Here is a 17,251-nt window from a genome sequence, read left to right as displayed (position 1 = left end):
GGAGCCCTATCTTTCAGGAGTAGAACGGTCTGTCAGCGCCGGCGCCGGAGGCCGCACTGGCGTGGGTGAGGATCGGGTGCGGCTGATCATGCGTGAACGGCCGGGGCTGGCCGGCGATCGAAAGACCGTCGGCATAGGAGAGAGAGATCGCCGGGCCACCCGGCGGCGTCAGCGCAAGGCACCGAAGCGCGGGATCGAAGGATACCGTCGTCTGGCACAGGCGCTCGAGGAAGGCTTTGAAGGCGTCGCCATTGCCGCACCCAACGATGGCCGCCCAGCCGCAGAGCGGCCCATAGGAGCGCGCCTCGCGACCGCCGGTCGGGCCGTCGGTGATCAGTTCCAACCCGTTCGAGGCCCAGAGGGCGGAAAATCCCCTGCCCGATCGCGCGATCAGCCACTTGTCTTCGATGATGAGATCGTCGAGCCCATCGCGGCCGATATAGGCATGCATCCATGCATGCCGTGCGTCGCAAGTATCTTCGATCAGGAGGGCGACGTCGCGATGCTGGGCGACGCGGGGCAGGATGCCGTTGCCGGCCCAATAGGATGGCCTTTGATTGCCCCAGGGATCGTCCTCGCCGGGATGATTGACCCAGAGTCTCGCCATCGGATGGCCGGCCAGCCTGATATCGAGAACATGCTGCTGGTGCCCCTTCTGGCCAGTCTTGTGATCAACGACCGTCGAAAGCTGCGCCGCCTCGTTCTTGAACAGCACGAGTTTGCCGCTCTCAAGCCCCTGGCTGTAACGCGCCTCGACGCTTCTGCCCCGCGAAAGTGCTGCAAGCTCGGCGAGATCGGCGGGCGGCTCGTAGCCGCCGGCGCAGAACATGGTCAACGCGGCGACACCGTTGTTCAGCCAACCAGTTCCGAAGGCGACCTGGGCGAAAGGCGCGAGCTCGGTCAGCGGGCCGGCGCGCAATTCCTTGTCGTAAGCGCGGCCCTGCGAACCGGCCGGAACGCCGGCCAGAGTATGAAGAGCGATCATCCGGAAGATGAGGTCGATCTGCCCGCGAGAACGATCGGCGATCTCGCTCTCGGCCCAACGTTCCAATGCGAGCAGGCCGATGAAATCGATCGGGTAATAAGCGGCCGAATTCCACTCCGCCAGGCCATGGGCCTCGACGCTGTCGAACCAGCGCCCGAGGCGCGTGACGGCGAGTTCCGCCTGCTGCCGTCCCGTCCGCCCCGAAGCCGAGAATACCGCGTCGGGGAGAAGAAGCCCGGCCAGCAGCTGACTGGTATGGAAGCAGAGCACGTGGTTCTCGCTCCAGAACCACATTGCGTCATTGCCCGGCTCGTCGACCCAGTAACGGTAGGAGAGAACGGAACGGCGGATGCGTTCGACCGTCGCCTCGGGCATCCGGTCGCCATAGGCGCCGAGCAGCCACAAGAGCGGCACCATAATGAAATCAGAGCAATCCTCCCGTGCCTCGATCGAGGCAAGTGTCGCGTCGACGATGCGGTCGAAGCTTTCCTGGTCTTGATGGCCGATTTCCATCATCGCGATCAGGCGCCCGGCGCGGTTGGCGCCGAAGCGGGCGCTGTATTCCAACGCCTGCTGCTTGCGGGCGGCAAGCGACGGCTCGGGCGGCAATGGCGAAATGCTGCTCATGAACGCGGCATCGATGACGCGGCTGACCGAACCCGGGCCGGAGCCGATCGTCATGTGGATACCGTGATAACCGTCGGCAATGCCGCAGATATCTTCGGCGATCAGACGGCTCTGATGGGCGCGCAGGGTCAGTTTCGAATGGGCGAGAACGGGCCGCTCGTGGCCATGGCCGACGACCTTGAGTTCCACCGGCAGGTCGCGCTCGGGCGCCGTGTCGAAGATGATCTCCAGCGGCTGGTTGACGAAGACGTCGCGGGCCGGCCGCACGCCGCGTGACAGCGCTTCCAGCTCGCGCACCTCGTCCTGATCAAGCGATACCGGCAGCAGCACGCAGAGCGGCTCCTTGTCCAGCATTTCGAGCTCGAAGAACCAGGTCGTGTCGCGCTCGGCAAGATCTTCGGTATGGACGAGAATCTCATTGTCGCCGGCATCGAGCGACAGCGCTATTTCAGTTGCGCTTTCGGTGTTGCGCTTGAAGGGCTCGAAGCGCACCGTCTCCTGCCCGTTGACCCAGATGCGAACGCCGCCGCAGGTCTTGAGCGCGAGATTGAGCGTGCGCGGAGCTTCCGTCCTGAACGTGCCCTTCAGCCATCGCCTGATATGCGTCGGCACATGCCAGAAGCTGGTAAACTCGACGCGGCGGTTCGAGCCCGGGAGATACAGGCTTTCGGTCGGCCAGGACGTGTCGGCGATGAGCGCCCGCCCCACCATGGTCGACCAGAAGGCCTTGCGACACGGCAGGTCGCCGACGTCGACGAAACCGTTGATGAAGCGATAGTTCACGCGATCTTCGGCGAGCGCCGGCTCGCCGGGGAAATAGCTGGCGATGAGGCCCGAAACGGCCCATGCCGTTATCGTCTGGCCCTCGGCCACGCTATAAGCCGGCGCCACGTCACCCGGCTGCTTGATGCTTTCCGTTTTCACAGATCGCCTCCTCCGCAATCAAATGAAAATATTTTCATTATGTTATTCGAGTGCTTGATTTTTGAAAATTGCTCAAAAACATCGCTATTGGCATAGAAAATAGCTTGACGGAATGAATGTCAAGTATATGAAATTCGCCTATCGACGGTTTATGCCGCGATTGATGAAAATGTTTTCATGGGAGGATGAAAATGAAAACCTGCCTTTCAGGGGCTTTTGCACTGGCGCTTGCCACCGTTTCTTTTGCATGGTCCAGCGTGGCCATGGCCGAAACCCAGACGATCACCTTTCTCTTCACCGACGACGACCAGGCTTACGTCGAGCGGATGGAAGCGCTGAGCAAGGAATTCGAGACCGCGCATCCAGACATCAAGGTGAATTTCGTCTCGTCGGGTTATGATGCGGTCGCCAAGCAGCTGCCGGTGCAGCTTGCCGTCGGCGAAGGCCCGGATATCGCCAAGATCACCGATTGGCAGCTGGCGCCCTACTATCTCGATATGCGCCCCTTGATGAAAGACCCGGATGGTTTCGCCAAGCTGCACGGCGACAGCCTGAACACGCTTCGTTTCCCGGGCGTCAACGATCCGAACTCAATCAACGGCTATGTCGCGTCGCAGACCTTCAACCTGCCCTTCGTCAACAAGACGCTCTTCGAACAGGCTAAGGAACCGCTTCCGAAGCCGACCGCCACCTTGAAGGACATCGTCGAAGCTTCCGCGCGCGTCGCCAAGGCGACCGGAGCCCAGATCCCCTTCACGATGGACCGCTCGGGCCACCGCTTTTCCGGCGCGGCCTTCTCCTACGGCTCGAACTACGTCAAGGACGGCAAGTTCGCCTTCCCCGACGACGCCGCCAAGCACTACATCACCGATCTCTATAACTGGACGAAGGACGGCTCTTTCCCGAAGGAAATGTGGGGGGCGGCCGGCGGAACCCAGTACAAGAACATGGGTGACGAGTTCGTCAACGGCAATGTCGTGACCTATGTTGCCGGCAACTGGATGGTCAATCCGTTCCAGAAGAAGATCGGCGACGCCTTCGACTGGACGGCGATCAACGCACCCTGCGGCGATGCCGGTTGCTATGCGATGCCGGGCGGCACCGCGATCGTCGGCTTCAAACGCACCAAGTACCCGCAGGCCGTAGCCTCCTTCATCGAGTTCCTCGGCTCTGAAAAGGTCCAGCGTGAAATCGCCGAAAACTACGTCATCCTGACCGGCGCCGACATCAAGGACCCGCAGTACAAGCTCGAGAGCAAGAACGCCAAGGACGCCATGGCCGTCTTCCTTGCAAGCCGTGCCAGCGCACCGAAGGCAGCCCGCGACCTGGAACGCCTCAAGGGATCTTCGGCCATCTATCAGCTCATCGTCCAGCGCATGAGCCAGCTGATTGTCGGCGAGCTTTCCCTCGACGAGACATTCAAAGCGATGAGTGCAGACGTCGACAAGGTCAACGTGGCGCTCGCTGCCAACAAGTAACCGGCCGCGCCTGCGCCCTCCGCAGAATGCGCGCTGTACAGCCACGGTCTCGCAACGGGCCGTGGCTGATCGTTTTTTTTGCTCTGCTCACATTGCCGTCTCTAACAGTTCGATCGGTTTCGAATTGTCGATGACCTGAATCACGCTACGTCTTGCCGATGGAAAGGTAGCGTCATGAATGTCATCGAACGAAACTCACGGTCCCGCTCGGACCTGAAACCTGCCGCTCTCGCCATTCTCTGCCTCGGCGTGATCGTGGCGCAGGTCGACACATCGGTCGTCAATCTGGCGGTCCAGCCGATAGGCCTCGCCCTCAAGGCGTCGGCCACGCAATTGCAATGGGTCGTCGACGCCTATAACCTCGTTTACGCAGCACTTCTCATCAGCGGCGGTCTGTTTGCCGATCTCTACGGCCGGCGCCGGATGTTCGTCATCGGCTGTGCTGTTTTTACCCTGGCGAGCCTCGCCTGCGCCTTTGCCCCGACCATCGCGATGTTAATCGTGACCAGGGCCTTGACGGGCCTCGGCTCCGCCCTCCTCCTGCCCGCGTCGCTTTCGCTGATCCGGGTCATCTACCGGGATGAGAAGGTCCGCGCACAGGTGCTCGGAATCTGGGCCGGCTGCAATGGGATGTCGCTTGCCTTCGGTCCGACTCTCGGCGGCGTCCTGATCCACGATTTCGGTTGGCGATCCGTCTTCTTCGTCGTCATCCCGATCGCGTTGATCGCGGCGGCAGGAGCGCGGCTTTTCATTCCGGAAAGCGCGGATCGGCAAGGCAGGTCCTTCGACCTGCCGGGTCAATTGCTGGGGATCGCATCCCTCACCGCCCTTACCCTCACCGCGATTGAATCATCGCATCTGCCGCCACTATGGACTGCGCTCCTGGCAATCGGCGGCGCGGCTCTCCTGCTGCTCTTCGTCATGGTGGAGAAGCGCCTGGAGCAGACGGCCCTCGTTCCCATCTCAATGTTCCAGGACAGCCAGTTCCGCGGCGCAATGGCCGGAACGGCGGCGATGACCTTCGGCATGTATGGCACGCTGTTTCTCTTTCCGCTTGCCTCCTTGGGCCTCGGCCGCCTGGCCTCGATTCAAGCAGGACTGTCGCTGTTGCCGATGGCCCTCAGCTTCATCGCGATCTCACCCTTCTCAGGCTCGATCTCGGAGCACCTGGGGAAGAAACGCACCATATCGGCAGGGCTGACGCTGATGGGCATGGGCAACCTCCTGCTCGGCGCGTCCTTCCTGGCCGACTGGTTCATCGCCGAAGAGATCGGACTGCTGCTGACCGGAGTCGGCATGGGCATGGCGACCGGGCCTCTGACCGCGGTCGCGGTTTCAACCGTGAGCGCCGATCGCGCCGGCACGGCGAGCGCCCTGATAAACGTTGCCCGCATGGTGGGCGCGACGATAGGCGTCGCCTTACTCGGAGCGATTTTCGCCTTCCTGGGAGAAGCCGAAACCGGCTTCATCGTCGCGATGTCGGCCGGCGGCGGCGTACAATTACTGGGGAGCTTCGTTGCCTGGCGCTCACTCTGAACGCACGGCTGGGCGACTGGTGCGAAGGCGTCGTGACACGAGCCTCCTGAGAGGCTATAGGCGTTGTCAGCCTTGGCCAGCCCCAGGCGCCATGTCAAATCATAAGCGCCGGCACCCGGTCATTACGCCGGCGACCCAGCGACTGTCTACCGTATAGAGGTGCATCTCCATGCCGATGGGTTCCGAGCATCCGCTGCGCAGGGAGCTTCACAACGAATTGCATGCCCGGCCGTCGCTTTATTTCGATGGCGACACCGATGTCTGGCATGTCGCGATCGTCGGCGACAATGCCCCTCCCTCGATCCTGGAGCGCCTGCCGGGATTGGAAGATGTCACTATGACCCTCGGGGGCAACCACGGCATCGGCCGCGTCGGCGCCGGTCGGCTGAAGTGGGAGGCGCATACCGAGTTCCTGACCCTCACCTTCGTCGTTCCCGCTTCGTCCGAACCCGGCAGCAATCCGCCGGAAGCCTTTCAGGCCTGTTACCGTCAGATCGAAGGAAAGGTCATGGCGGCCATCCGAGTGCTGGTGCGCGACGAGAAGGATGGACAGCGTCTCGAAAAACCAAAGCTGGACTATGTCGCATCCCAGGTCGGCGGCGGCGATGCGGAAGTGCATTCGAACTTCCGCCTGACCGACAGCGGGTTCGTCGAATTCCTGTTCTTCAACCGCAACCTCAACGCCTATCGCACCGGCCGCATGGTCCGGCGTTTCCTGGAAATTGAGACATACCGGATGATGGCGCTGCTGGCGTTACCGATGGCGCGCGAGACCGTCTCGAGGCTCTCAGCTTTTGACCGGCGCCTCGATCTGCTGATCGCGCATATGCAGAGCGCCATCAAGGTCGACAAGGCGCTGCTGTCCGAGGTGACTAGGCTCTCTTCCGACGTGCTGAACTTCTCCGCACTCGCCCGCCACCGCTTCGGCGCGACGAAAGCCTATGCCGAGATCGTCGCGAGCCGGCTCTCCGAGCTCAGAGAAGAGCGGGTCGAACAGAGGCAACGGCTGGGTACGTTCATCGACCGGCGCTTCCAACCGGCTGTGCGCTCGGTCTATGCGGCAGAGCGGCGCCTCGATGAACTGGCCGAACGCGTCAGCCTGGCCGGAGACTTGCTCAGAACCACCGTGCAGGTTCAGCTCGAAGATCAGAACGCCTCGCTGCTGACGTCGATGGAAGAGCGGGCCCGCATCCAGGTGCATATCCAGCAGGCGGTCGAAGGCTTCTCCGTCATTGCCATTACCTATTACACCGTCGGCCTGGCGAAGATTTGCCTCGAAAGCATTTCCGAACTGGGCGTCGATCCGCACGTGACAAAACTCGCTGTTCTCGGCGCTATCCCGCTCGTGCTCTTCGCCGTCTGGACCGCTGTCCGTCATGTGCGCAGGAGCATCGCCGGTGCGCCGCACGGCCCGGCAGCCGAAAGCCACTGACGCCGGGCCTACCACACCGCGTCCACCGAAATAGGCAGGAGCGGCGCCGCCCTTCCAGCGGCGCTCCTAGATTATCTGCATCAGCAGAGCATCACGATGCCATTGCGTAGTGGCGATGGTCCGATGCCCGGCCGCTGCTCGTCCTGAACCGCAGCAGCAGCTGGGCAAGGCTTTCGGTTTCCTGTGTCAGGCTCTGGGCGGCCGCCGTGGTTTCTTCGACCATCGCGGCGTTCTGCTGCGTCACCTTGTCCATCTGGTCGCCGGCGGCCGAGACCTCGCGCAGGCTCGTCGCCTGTTCGCGGGCGGCAACGGCGATCTCGGCGACGGTCGCATTCATCGCAGTGACCTGCTCGACGATCTGTTCGAGCGAGAGGCCGGATTGGCCGACCAGCTCGACGCCGGTCTTGACCTGCGCCGAGGAGGTCGAGATCAGTTGCTTGATCTCCCTTGCCGCATTGGCAGAACGCTGGGCGAGTTCGCGGACTTCCTGGGCGACCACCGCAAAACCCTTGCCTGCTTCACCGGCGCGCGCGGCTTCGACGCCGGCATTCAGCGCCAGCAGGTTGGTCTGGAAGGCGATCTCGTCGATGACGCTGATAATGTTGCCGATCTTCGAGGACGAATTCTGGATCTCCGTCATCGCGTCGATGGCGCGGGCGACGATCTCGCCGCCCTTTTCGGCATTGGTGCGGGCCGTCGCCACGACAGCCTGGGCGCGGCCTGCGCCCTCCGCCGTGCCGTTGACGCCGCGGGTGACGTCGCCGAGTGCTGCGACCGTTTCTTCCAGGGAGGCTGCCTGCTGCTCGGTGCGGCGGGCGAGATCGTTGGAGGCCGTGGAGATTTCCGACAGACCGGACCGGATGGTGGCGACCGCGCGAATGACGGAGTCGACGGCTTCCTCGAGGCTCGCAACCGAGTTGTTGAAATGATCCCGGATCCTGACGTAGCGATGGTCGACTTCGCCGACGCGGACGGTGAGATCACCCTTCGACAACGCATCGAGGCCGACGGAGATCTGGCGGAAGGCATGTTCCATCACCTGCGCATCGCTGAGCCGCTCGGCCTCCTGGCGGAGCCGCTCTTCTTCGGCGGCCAGGCGAGCCCGTTCGGCATTGGCTTCCGCGATCAGCTTGGCGCGGCCGGTCTCCTGGAACACTTTCAGCGAACGCGCCATGGCGCCCAGCTCATGGCGGTGCTCGACGCCCGTTATTGCTATCCCTTCCTCGCCGCGGGCAAGCTGCTCCATCGACTGGGCCATGTTGCGGACCGCCGAGGAAATCAGCCGGCCGACGAAATAGGAAAGCACGAGGCCGATGACGATCAACAATCCGCTGATGGCCAGCGTCGTGCTGGTCGCGGAGGCAACCGTTGCGTCCACCGAACCATCCAGGGTCTTCTGCGCCCCCGCGACAGTTGCCTGCAGGTCCTTGAAACCGCCTGATATTCTCGGTGCAAGCACGCCGAACTGCGTCTGGCGGATGTTGCCCGAGGCCTGCAGGACGTCCTTCATGTCGCCGAGACGGGCGGTGTAGTTCTGCATGAGCTGGCCGGCGCCCATCAGGCGCTTCTTCTGCAGCTCGTTCTTCGCGGCCTTGGCGGCGGCTTCATTGAGGCTGACCGCTTCGGCAAGTGCAGCTTGCGCCGTGTCATAGGCCGCAAAATCGTTGGAATGCACGAAGCGCTCAGAGAAATAGAGACTGCGGTTCAAGGCCTCCAGCGTCGCCGCCGTCATTTGCAACAGGGCCACATCGTTCTGGCGCCAGGCGCTTCGCACGACGTCGTTGAGAGCAATGCTGGTCCAAGGGCCAAATTCGGTGACCTTGGAGATCAAGGCGTCACGCCGGGCCTGAAGAGAAACGATCTGTTCGAAAGCCTTGCCATAGGCAGCAATGTCCTGGCGGATCGCGGCAAGGCCGGATTGCAGGTCCTTGTTGCCGGCAAAACGCGGGTCGTCGGCGTCGAACGCCTTCACGCCGGCACGGAAGCGGTCGACGACATCCTGCGTCGGCGTAGAGCGGAAAGCTTCAGCCGACATCTGAATCTCGTTCAGCTGGTCGCTGTAGTCCGATATGGCGAGGCTCTGGCCTGCCGTGGTGCGATAGGAGGCGAAAATCGAGGCGAGCCCATTCATGCCAGAGATCGCGCTGACCGTGAGCAGGCTCATCAACAGGATCAGCGGCACGAAGCCGGAGGTGATCTGTGCGCGAATGCCGAATTTATTCCAGAAATGCAACATCATAGTCCTCTTATGCTCACTGGCTCTTCGGCAGATACTGGGCAATGGTCTCAGGTGTGACGAGCTCGAAGGGAACGTTGTTTTCGCGCGGCACCTTTTCCTTATTGACGAGCTTCACGGCAGCATCGACAGCCGTCGCCCCCTGCCCGACGGCGCTCTGGAGAATGGTGACGTCGAGATCGCCGGCCACCATCGCGGCCAGCGCGTCGTCGGTCGCGTCGACGCCGGCGACGACGACGTCCTTCATCGGGATATTGGCCTTCTTCATGGCGCGGATCGCGCCGAGCGCCATTTCGTCATTGTTGGCGATGACGGCATCGAATTTGACCCCGGCCGCGAGCCATTCCTGCATCTGCTGGTCGGCATAATCGCTTGACCAGTAAGCGGCCTGCCGTTCGACGATCTGAAGGCCCTTGCAGTCAGGCGTGGCGATGACGTCGGAAATGTCCTGGGTGCGTGCGCGGGCGGCCGCATGGAAGGGTTCGCCCATCAGCACGACGACGCGGCCTTTGCCCTTAAGGAGGGAGCAGACCTGCTTCGTCTCCAGCGTTCCGGAATCCTTTTCGTTGGAGGCGACCACCACCTGATTGTCCGGCAGGTCCAGCAGGTTGGAGGGGACGTTGTTGATATAGACCAGCGGAATGCCTGCATCTGCGGCCATCTTGGTCATTTGCGGCCCGAGGTCGCCATCGGAGACCGCAAGGATAATCGCGTCGACCTTGTCGGCAATGAGCTTCTGAACCTGCTTCTTCTGCAGCTCGTTGTCGCTCTTGGCATTCTCGGTGACGAGCTTGAGGCCGGATATCGTCTGCCCATGCGCGACGACACCGTTTAGAAGCGCCGTTCTGAATTTGTCGAGATCGGACATCGAAACCCCGATCGTCTGGGCATTGGCGGCAGAGATCGATATCGCCAGGGCGATGGATGCAAGCGTGGCCGTTTTCATGAGTTCCCCTGGGCAAGTCGGATAGAACTGCGTTATTTCAAATTTTGGTTAAATTTTACTTTTCGACGCGAAGCAAAAGTTAAGCGCGAGTGTATTTTGCGGCGCGGGAGCGCCATCTTCGGCGGCCACCAGCCGAACTTGACCAGCTTCGCGTCGAACCTGACGCGGCACGCTCTAATCTGTTTTTTATATAAATTATCGTCCGCCGAAGCCGGACCCGACGGAGATGCCTTTGTAGATTATCCTCTGCATCACGATGGCTAGGATGACGCCCGGCAGCATGGAAATCGTCGCACCCGCCATGATGTAATTCCACGAAGTGCCCTGCTGCGTCTGGAACAGGGTGAGCCCGAGCGGCAGCGTGGCTTTTTCGATGCCGCTGGTAGCGATCAGCGGCCAGAGGAAACTCTTCCATTGCGCGATGAAGGTGAAGAGCGACAGCAGGCCGATCGCCGGCATGGCAAGCGGAACGATCACCGTGACCAGGATACGCAGGCGCGAAGCGCCGTCCATCATCGCCGCCTCGTCGAGATCCTTGGGAATGCCGAGGATAAACTGCCTCAGCAAAAACGTGCCGAAGGAAGAGAAGGCGACCGGCAGGATCATGCCGTGATAGGTATTGATCCAGCCGAGCTTGCTGACCAGCAGGAAGAGCGGGATGACCAGCATCACCTGCGGGATCATCAGCGTGCTCAGATAGGTGAGCAGCAGCCCTTCCCGCCCGGGAAACCTCAGCCGAGCGAAGGCGTAGGCGGAAAGGCATGAAACCGCGACCACGATCGCCGTCACCCCACAGGCGACAATAATGGAATTCAACAGGAAGGTTCCGAACGGCAGCGAAACGAAGGCATCGACGAAGGTGCCCCACTGATACTCCTCGGGCAGAATGTGGACCGGCACGGCCATCACTTCGGCGTTGGAGCGCACCGCGTTCGACACCATCCAGAAAAATGGGAAGAGGAAAAGCAGCGCGACCAGCGAAATTCCCGCATAACTCATAAAGGTGCCGACGCGCCGCAGGATGCGCTTCCGATCCGCAGAGACGGAATGCGGATGCCGTGAGGTCGGGTTAGTCGTCATAATGCACCCATTTGCGCTGCATGTGGAATTGCAGAATGGTGAGCGCCATGATCATGACGAACATCACCCAGGCAAGAGCAGAGGCATAACCCATCTGGAAGTTGGTGAAGCCTTTCTGATAAATGGCAAAGCCGAGTGTGGCCGTCGCCGAGCCTGGGCCGCCGCGCGTCATCGCAAAGATCTCGTCGAAGACCTGCAGCGAAGTGATCGCCGTCATCACGGTGGCGAAGAAGACGGTCGGCGAGATGAGAGGCAGGCGGATGCGCCAGAATTGCTGCCAGGCATTGGCGCCATCGATCGTCGCCGCTTCGAGATAATGCTTCGGCACCAGATCGAGCGCGGCGTTGAACATCACGACGTTATAGCCGACATTCGCCCACAGCGTGACCAGGATGATCGCCTGCATGGCCCAGGTCGGGTTCAACAGGAAATTCGGCAGGCCGAGGCCGAGCGCGCGGATGACGGCGTCGGCCAATCCATCCGGCGTGAAGATCAGCAGCCACACTACTGACGCGGCGATCGTCGGCGTGAAGGTCGGCAGGAAGAAGATCACCCGGAAGATCGCCTTGCCGCGTTTCAGGCTCGATATCCACACCGCAAGCGTCAGCGAGACGGCAATGTTCAGCGCCAGATATTCGACGGCGAAGAACAGCGTATTGCGCAAGATGGTGTAAAACGCCGGATCGACGGTGAAGAGCTTGATGTAATTCTGAAAGCCGACGAAGGACGGCGTCGAGATCAGCTGCCAATTGGTGAAGCTCAGCGCTAGCGACGCCAGGATCGGCAGAGCCATGAAGATCATGAAGCCGAGGAAGCTCGGCAGCAGGAACAGCATGGCAGTCTGGGTCTCGGGCATCAGAAAGCGCCGTGGCTGACCGGGCTGCAGCGGAATTTCGGCGACGGCGCTTTGCGACATGTCTTCCTCCATGCGTGACAATCTCGCCTGGCGAGAGCTGGCGCATGACCCGTAAATCGAAATCAATTGTCCGAACGATCATGCGCAGATCCAAAGCGACGGCGCGTCTTCTCAGACGCGCGGGCGCTCTATTGTTGCGCAAGGCTCTGGATGGACTCCATCGTCTGCTTGGCGTCGGCGCTGCCGCCGAAGGCCGGCGGGAAATACTGGTTGAACAGGTTTTCGACCGCCGCCCAGTTGTTGGTGATCACGTAGGGCACGGAATGCGCCAGGGAATAGTCGATGGCCTCGCCGCCATTGGTAATCTCCTTGGCCGCTACCTTGTACCACGAGGGTTGCGAAGCCGTGCGCGCCGGCAGCGCACGGCCCTGCTCGGCGAGATACTGCAGCGCCTCCGGGCTGGTCAGCACCTGGATCGCCTTCCACGCCGCATCCTTGTTCTTGCTCGTCGTGGCGATGCCGAAACCTGAGCCCGCCGTGACGGCGGTAAGCTCGCCGTCTCCGCGCGGCAGGGAGGTAGAACCAATTTTGAACTTGACCTTGTCCTTCATGCCAATGATTGACCACGGACCGTCGATATACATGGCGACATTGCCCGAATAAAACCGACCTTGGATGACCGTGCCGGCATCGGCGCTCGACGGCACCAGCGGCGCGACCTTGTCCTTGGCGGCAAAGCCAATCACCCTATCGGCGGCAGCAACGGCACTCGGATTGGTGAGGTCTAGCTCTCCTGCGTCGTTGACATATTTATCGCCCCAGGCGGCGGCCAGAACCGAATAATTGGTCGGGGTGATGCCAAAGCCGTATTTACCGTCCTTGGTCAACTTCTTGGCGGCATCGGTAAATTCGGCAAGCGTCCAGCCCGGCTTCGGCAACGGAACGCCGGCAGCTTCGAGCGCGTCCTGGTTATAATAGATGACCCACGGACCGACGTCGTAAGGCAAGCCGTAAAGCTGCTTGTCGACAGACATGCCGCCGATGATCGAGGGCGTAAAGGCGCCGACGTCGAACTTGTCGGCCGCGATCCGCTTATTCAGAGGCTCGAGCAGCGAAACAAAATTCGGCATGCGCAGCGACTGCATGGAAACGATGTCGGCGAGCTGTCCGGATGCCGCCAGCACCGGCAGCCGCGTCCAGTAGTCGACCCATCCCGTCGTCGTCAGCGTCACCTTGATATCGGGGTATTTGGTGGTCACCATGTCGGCCAGGTGCTCCCAGCCCTTGGTGTCGGCATCGGAACCGGTCCACATCTGCCAGGTCAGGTTCACCTGCTCGGCCGATGCGGTGGTGGCCAACAGACTGCCGCCGATTGCGGCGAGCAAAAGCGTTTTCTTCAGAACCTTCATGGGTTTCTCCTCCCTCCATGACGCAATGAACGTGCGGATGCGACCGAGCTCACACCTTGAGGATGATCTCGATTACCGGAACGGTGACATCAGGTCGCCGGACCGGCAGTTCGAGCATGATCATGCCTTCCGGCACCATCACGCCGATATTGGAATCCACATCCCTCGTGTGGCTGAGCCAGCGCACTTCGCTGGCATCGTGCAGGAACTGCGCATAGGCGATCTTGTCCGCGAGGCCCTCGATATGAACGTGGCGGTAGGGCCAGTTGTAGACATGCAGATAAAGGCGGTTGCCGCGCTGGGTGTAGCGGCAGCCGGCAGGCACCGGCAGCTCTGATGGCCCGGCCCCATAGATGGAGCGCCCGTTGACGGCCATCCAGTTTTGGTAAACCTCGAGCGCATCGATGGCGCGCGCATCGAGCGCGCCGCGCCCAGTCGGACCGACATTCATCAGCAGGTTGCCGCCGAGCGCGACGGAATCGATCACCAGTTGGATGATCTGTTCCGGGCTCTTCCAAGTATCCTCGTCACGGTGATAACCCCAGGAGCCGCTGAAGGTATGGCATGCCTCCCAGAGCACCCCCTGGCTGGCAATAGCTGGCGCCACGCGCGGCGTATATTGCTCTGGGGTCGTTACATCGGGCAGCTTGCCCGGTGGCAGATCGAGGCGGTTGTTGACGATGATTTCGGGCTGCAACTCGCGCACCAGCTCGATCAGTTGTTCGCTCTCCCAATCGGCACGCCCCTTGCCCGGCAGACCGTGATATTCGCGGCCGGGATAGCTGAAATCGAACCAGATGATGTCGATGCGGCCGAATCCGGTCAGAAGCTCGCGCACCTGTTCGCGCATATAGGCGGCGTAGTTGGCGATCTTGCGGTCGGCGTTCAGCGCCTTGGCGTCAGGATGGTTGCGCAAGGGATGGTGGACGTCGATCGGAAAGTCCGGGTGGTGCCAGTCGAGCAGCGAATAATAGAAGCCGATCTTCAGCCCCTCGGCGCGAAACGCCTCGACCAGAGGCGTCAGCAGGTCCTTGCCGCAAGGTGTGTTCGTTGCCTTGTATTCGGTGACCTTGCTGTCCCAGAGGCAGAACCCCTCATGATGCTTGGTCGTCACCACGACATATTTCATGCCGGCCAGACGGGCGCGTCGAGCCCATTCCTTGGGATCGTAGAGATCGGGATCGAAATTGTCGAAATAGCGCTGGTAGTGCTCGTCGCTCAGCTCCTCGCGGTTTTTCAACCACTCATGGCGGGCTCCGAGCGCATAGAGGCCCCAATGGATGAACATGCCCAAACGGTCCTGGCTGAACCAAGCGTGCTTGTCCGATGCCGAATCTTCCAGCTGGCGTGCCGCTATCGTCACAGGTTTCTCCTCCCTGTTTCCGGTTCGTTACATGATCGAACCGGTTCGGTAACGCGATCATCCGCCTCGACTTTCCAGCTGTCAAGCCGAAATCCACATAGTTCAAGTCCGAATCCGGCCCACACATTGCCGGTTTTGCCAGCAACGTGTTGCGCCGACAAACAAAACCTGCCATAAACAACTCATAGAACCGGTTCGATAAAATGACCACCATACGAGATGTAGCGCGCCTTGCGGGAGTTTCGATCTCGACCGTCTCGCTTGCGCTCAACAGCCCGAAGCGGGTCGGCGCCGAGACGCTCGATCGCATCCAGCAGGCGATAAAATCGACCGGCTACCGTATCGATCCGGTGGCCCAGACGCTGGCGCGCGGACGCAGTTCGCTGATCGGTTTTGTTTCGGCCAATCTCGGCAACATGTTCTTCGGCGACATCCGCCGCGAAATTGAACACCAGGCGCTCGATCACGGCTATTTCGTCCTGATCGCCGACTCCTCCGGCAGGGCCGATCTTGAACGGGCACTGCTGGAGCGGCTGGAGGCACAGAAGATTGCCGGCATTGCCTTGGCAGCCAACGGGCGCGGCGAGGAGTACGCCGCATTCCTGCGCGACTTCAAGACACCGATCGTGATGTTCGACCAGAAGGTCGAGGGCGCGGAACGCGATTTCGTCGGCTCCGACAATCCGTTGACGACAACCATCCTGACCGAACATCTGCTGCAGCTCGGCCATCGTCGCATCGGCTTCATCTCCGGCCCAAGCGGCCTGCACACCGCCGACGAACGCCTGAAAGGTTTCATGGACACGATGGCCGGCGCCGGCGTGGACATCGACCCTTCGCTGGTCGTCGAGGGCGGCTACACCAGAACCGGCGGCCATGCGCAGGCGATGCGGCTCTTAACCCGCCGCGACCGGCCGACCGCCATCATCGGCGCTAACAATATGACGGGGCTGGCGGCCCTGCAGGTGATGCAGGAGATGGGTTTCCGCTGCCCTGACGACGTGTCGCTGGCAATGGTCGACGACGTGCCCTGGAGCAACGTCATCACGCCCCGCATCACTATGGTCGTGCAGGATGCACCGAAGCTCGGCGAACTGGCGGCACAGCGTCTGCTGGCGAGAATAGCGAGCCCCGAGGCCGCCGCTGAGCCGCCTCAGGACTTCATCCTGACGCCGAGATTCGTACGCGGCGAGTCGACCAGGCGGCTCTGAGTTCGATCACGAAGATAACAAAACCGGTCTATCGCCATCGAGACTATCGGCCCAGGCCTGTACGAACCGATGATCGACAGTATTGCCCTCGTCAACGCTCACCATCGCCTCCAGCGTCAAGTGTCGACGCTTTTCTTTCTGCGAAAGCAGCGGGACTTGCGCGGCCGGATCCTGGGTTTCCATCGAAACCCCCTCTTCGATTGTTCGCGATCATAACCATTAACTCCCGTCATATCCAACCGCAGTTCCGGTCGACAAAAACAGCTAAAGGAGAAGCAGCGTGGACGTCGATTGAAACATGGCGAGATTTGTCATACATGTGTGATGAATCGAGATTTTGTGTGCCGCCAGTTCTGGCCGCATGCGGATCGAAGCCGATGCGAGGGGGCGAGGCGTAGCTATGCATATGAAGGATCGCAGCAGAAGCTCGGGGTCGCTGGTCTCACGGGTCGGCGAAAGCCTTCGGCAAGCGATCCTCAGCGGCCAGTATTCCGCCGGCGACAAACTTCCGAGCGAGCATGAGCTGACCGAGACGCATAGTGTCAGCCGAACCGTGGTGCGCGAGGCGGTCGCCGCACTTCGTTCCGACGGACTGGTCGAGGTGCGCCAAGGCGCGGGAATTTTCGTGATCGGCCCTGACCCCACACTGTCAGGTCGGAAGGTGGACAAGACCCGCGTCGCCTCCGACTTGGAAGTGCTCGAAATCCGAACCCCCGTCGAAATCGAGGCGGCCGGACTTGCCGCCTTGCGCCGCTCGCCGGCGCAGGAGGAAGCGATCTTCGAATGCCACCGGAAGATCCTCCAGTGCATCGAGACGGATCAATCCATCCGCGAGGCGGATCTCGAACTCCATGTCGCGATCGCCGAGGCGACCAACAATCCACTGTTCAAGCACTTCCTTCAATCCCAGGGGTCAGCGATCATCCCGCAATCGAGACTTGTCCCGGAAACAAGGACTGCCGAGCAGACCGCTTACCGAAAGCTGATCCACAGGGAACATGAAGTAATCATCGTTGCGATCTCCGACAGGGACGATCAGGCTGCCCGCAACGCCATGCGTGAGCACCTGGTCGGCAGTCAGACGAGGTACCGCAACCTGCTGAAGGACCTGCGGAGTTTTGCGACCTGAGTCCAACGAGAAGCTCCGCCGCACGGCAGGCTTTTCGAC

At 61.3% G+C, this 17,251-nt stretch carries 13 protein-coding genes; 5 read left to right on the top strand and 8 right to left on the bottom strand.

The features are described 5' to 3' along the window. Positions 1-13 precede the first annotated feature (13 nt). Positions 14-2,536: a hypothetical protein gene (locus tag HJB83_RS20795; protein WP_221132537.1), complete on the bottom strand. Its 2,523-nt coding sequence runs from the start codon at positions 2,534-2,536 to the stop codon at positions 14-16. Between the two features lie 191 nt (positions 2,537-2,727). Here HJB83_RS20795 and HJB83_RS20790 point away from each other — a divergent pair, with 191 nt between their 5' ends. From HJB83_RS20790 to HJB83_RS20780, 3 genes are all read left to right on the top strand, one after another. Beyond that, on the top strand, positions 2,728-4,014 hold the full coding sequence (locus tag HJB83_RS20790; RefSeq protein ID WP_207584677.1) for an ABC transporter substrate-binding protein: 1,287 nt from the start codon (positions 2,728-2,730) through the stop codon (positions 4,012-4,014). Positions 4,015-4,188: 174 nt separating this feature from the next. Beyond that, complete coding sequence (locus HJB83_RS20785) at positions 4,189-5,550, top strand: MFS transporter (RefSeq protein ID WP_221132536.1); 1,362 nt, start codon at positions 4,189-4,191, stop codon at positions 5,548-5,550. A gap of 169 nt (positions 5,551-5,719) precedes the next feature. Then, positions 5,720-6,982 (top strand): DUF3422 domain-containing protein, encoded by a 1,263-nt coding sequence (locus HJB83_RS20780; protein ID WP_207584675.1) that lies wholly within the window; start codon positions 5,720-5,722, stop codon positions 6,980-6,982. A gap of 91 nt (positions 6,983-7,073) precedes the next feature. Here HJB83_RS20780 and HJB83_RS20775 read toward each other — a convergent pair whose 3' ends face one another. The 6 genes from HJB83_RS20775 to HJB83_RS20750 form a co-directional block, all read right to left on the bottom strand. Beyond that, entirely contained in the window at positions 7,074-9,218 is a 2,145-nt protein-coding gene (locus HJB83_RS20775) for a methyl-accepting chemotaxis protein (RefSeq protein WP_221132535.1), read from the bottom strand. A gap of 16 nt (positions 9,219-9,234) precedes the next feature. Beyond that, positions 9,235-10,164, bottom strand: a complete 930-nt coding sequence (locus HJB83_RS20770) for a substrate-binding domain-containing protein (RefSeq protein ID WP_221115108.1) — start codon at positions 10,162-10,164, stop codon at positions 9,235-9,237. 195 nt (positions 10,165-10,359) lie between these two features. Then, complete coding sequence (locus HJB83_RS20765) at positions 10,360-11,244, bottom strand: carbohydrate ABC transporter permease (protein WP_221115109.1); 885 nt, start codon at positions 11,242-11,244, stop codon at positions 10,360-10,362. Continuing rightward, a complete protein-coding gene (locus tag HJB83_RS20760; protein ID WP_207584671.1) occupies positions 11,234-12,160 on the bottom strand; it encodes a carbohydrate ABC transporter permease in 927 nt (308 codons plus the stop codon). The genes HJB83_RS20765 and HJB83_RS20760 overlap by 11 nt, the downstream gene beginning before the upstream one ends. 128 nt (positions 12,161-12,288) lie before the next feature. Then, the gene (locus tag HJB83_RS20755; RefSeq protein WP_221115110.1) at positions 12,289-13,509 is read right to left on the bottom strand and encodes a sugar ABC transporter substrate-binding protein; all 1,221 of its coding nucleotides are present in this window, start codon (positions 13,507-13,509) and stop codon (positions 12,289-12,291) included. 49 nt (positions 13,510-13,558) lie between these two features. Continuing rightward, the gene (locus HJB83_RS20750) at positions 13,559-14,872 is read right to left on the bottom strand and encodes an alpha-L-fucosidase (RefSeq protein ID WP_221115111.1); all 1,314 of its coding nucleotides are present in this window, start codon (positions 14,870-14,872) and stop codon (positions 13,559-13,561) included. Positions 14,873-15,075: 203 nt separating this feature from the next. Here HJB83_RS20750 and HJB83_RS20745 point away from each other — a divergent pair, with 203 nt between their 5' ends. Further along, on the top strand, positions 15,076-16,083 hold the full coding sequence (locus HJB83_RS20745) for a LacI family DNA-binding transcriptional regulator (protein ID WP_221115112.1): 1,008 nt from the start codon (positions 15,076-15,078) through the stop codon (positions 16,081-16,083). Between the two features lie 6 nt (positions 16,084-16,089). Here HJB83_RS20745 and HJB83_RS20740 read toward each other — a convergent pair whose 3' ends face one another. Further along, positions 16,090-16,266 carry a hypothetical protein gene (locus HJB83_RS20740; RefSeq protein WP_221115113.1) on the bottom strand — a complete coding sequence of 59 codons (177 nt, stop codon included), beginning with the start codon at positions 16,264-16,266 and terminating at the stop codon, positions 16,090-16,092. 217 nt (positions 16,267-16,483) lie between these two features. On the opposite strand from HJB83_RS20740, the gene HJB83_RS20735 reads away from it, so the two are divergent. Continuing rightward, the gene (locus HJB83_RS20735; RefSeq protein ID WP_221115114.1) at positions 16,484-17,212 is read left to right on the top strand and encodes a FadR/GntR family transcriptional regulator; all 729 of its coding nucleotides are present in this window, start codon (positions 16,484-16,486) and stop codon (positions 17,210-17,212) included. The last annotated feature ends 39 nt before the right edge of the window (positions 17,213-17,251 follow it).

Origin of the sequence: Rhizobium sp. NZLR11, from assembly GCF_019685115.1 — a bacterium.
Classification (GTDB): domain Bacteria; phylum Pseudomonadota; class Alphaproteobacteria; order Rhizobiales; family Rhizobiaceae; genus Rhizobium.
The sequence above is the reverse complement of the archived record's forward strand: the minus strand, read 5'-3'. Positions and strand labels throughout refer to the sequence as shown.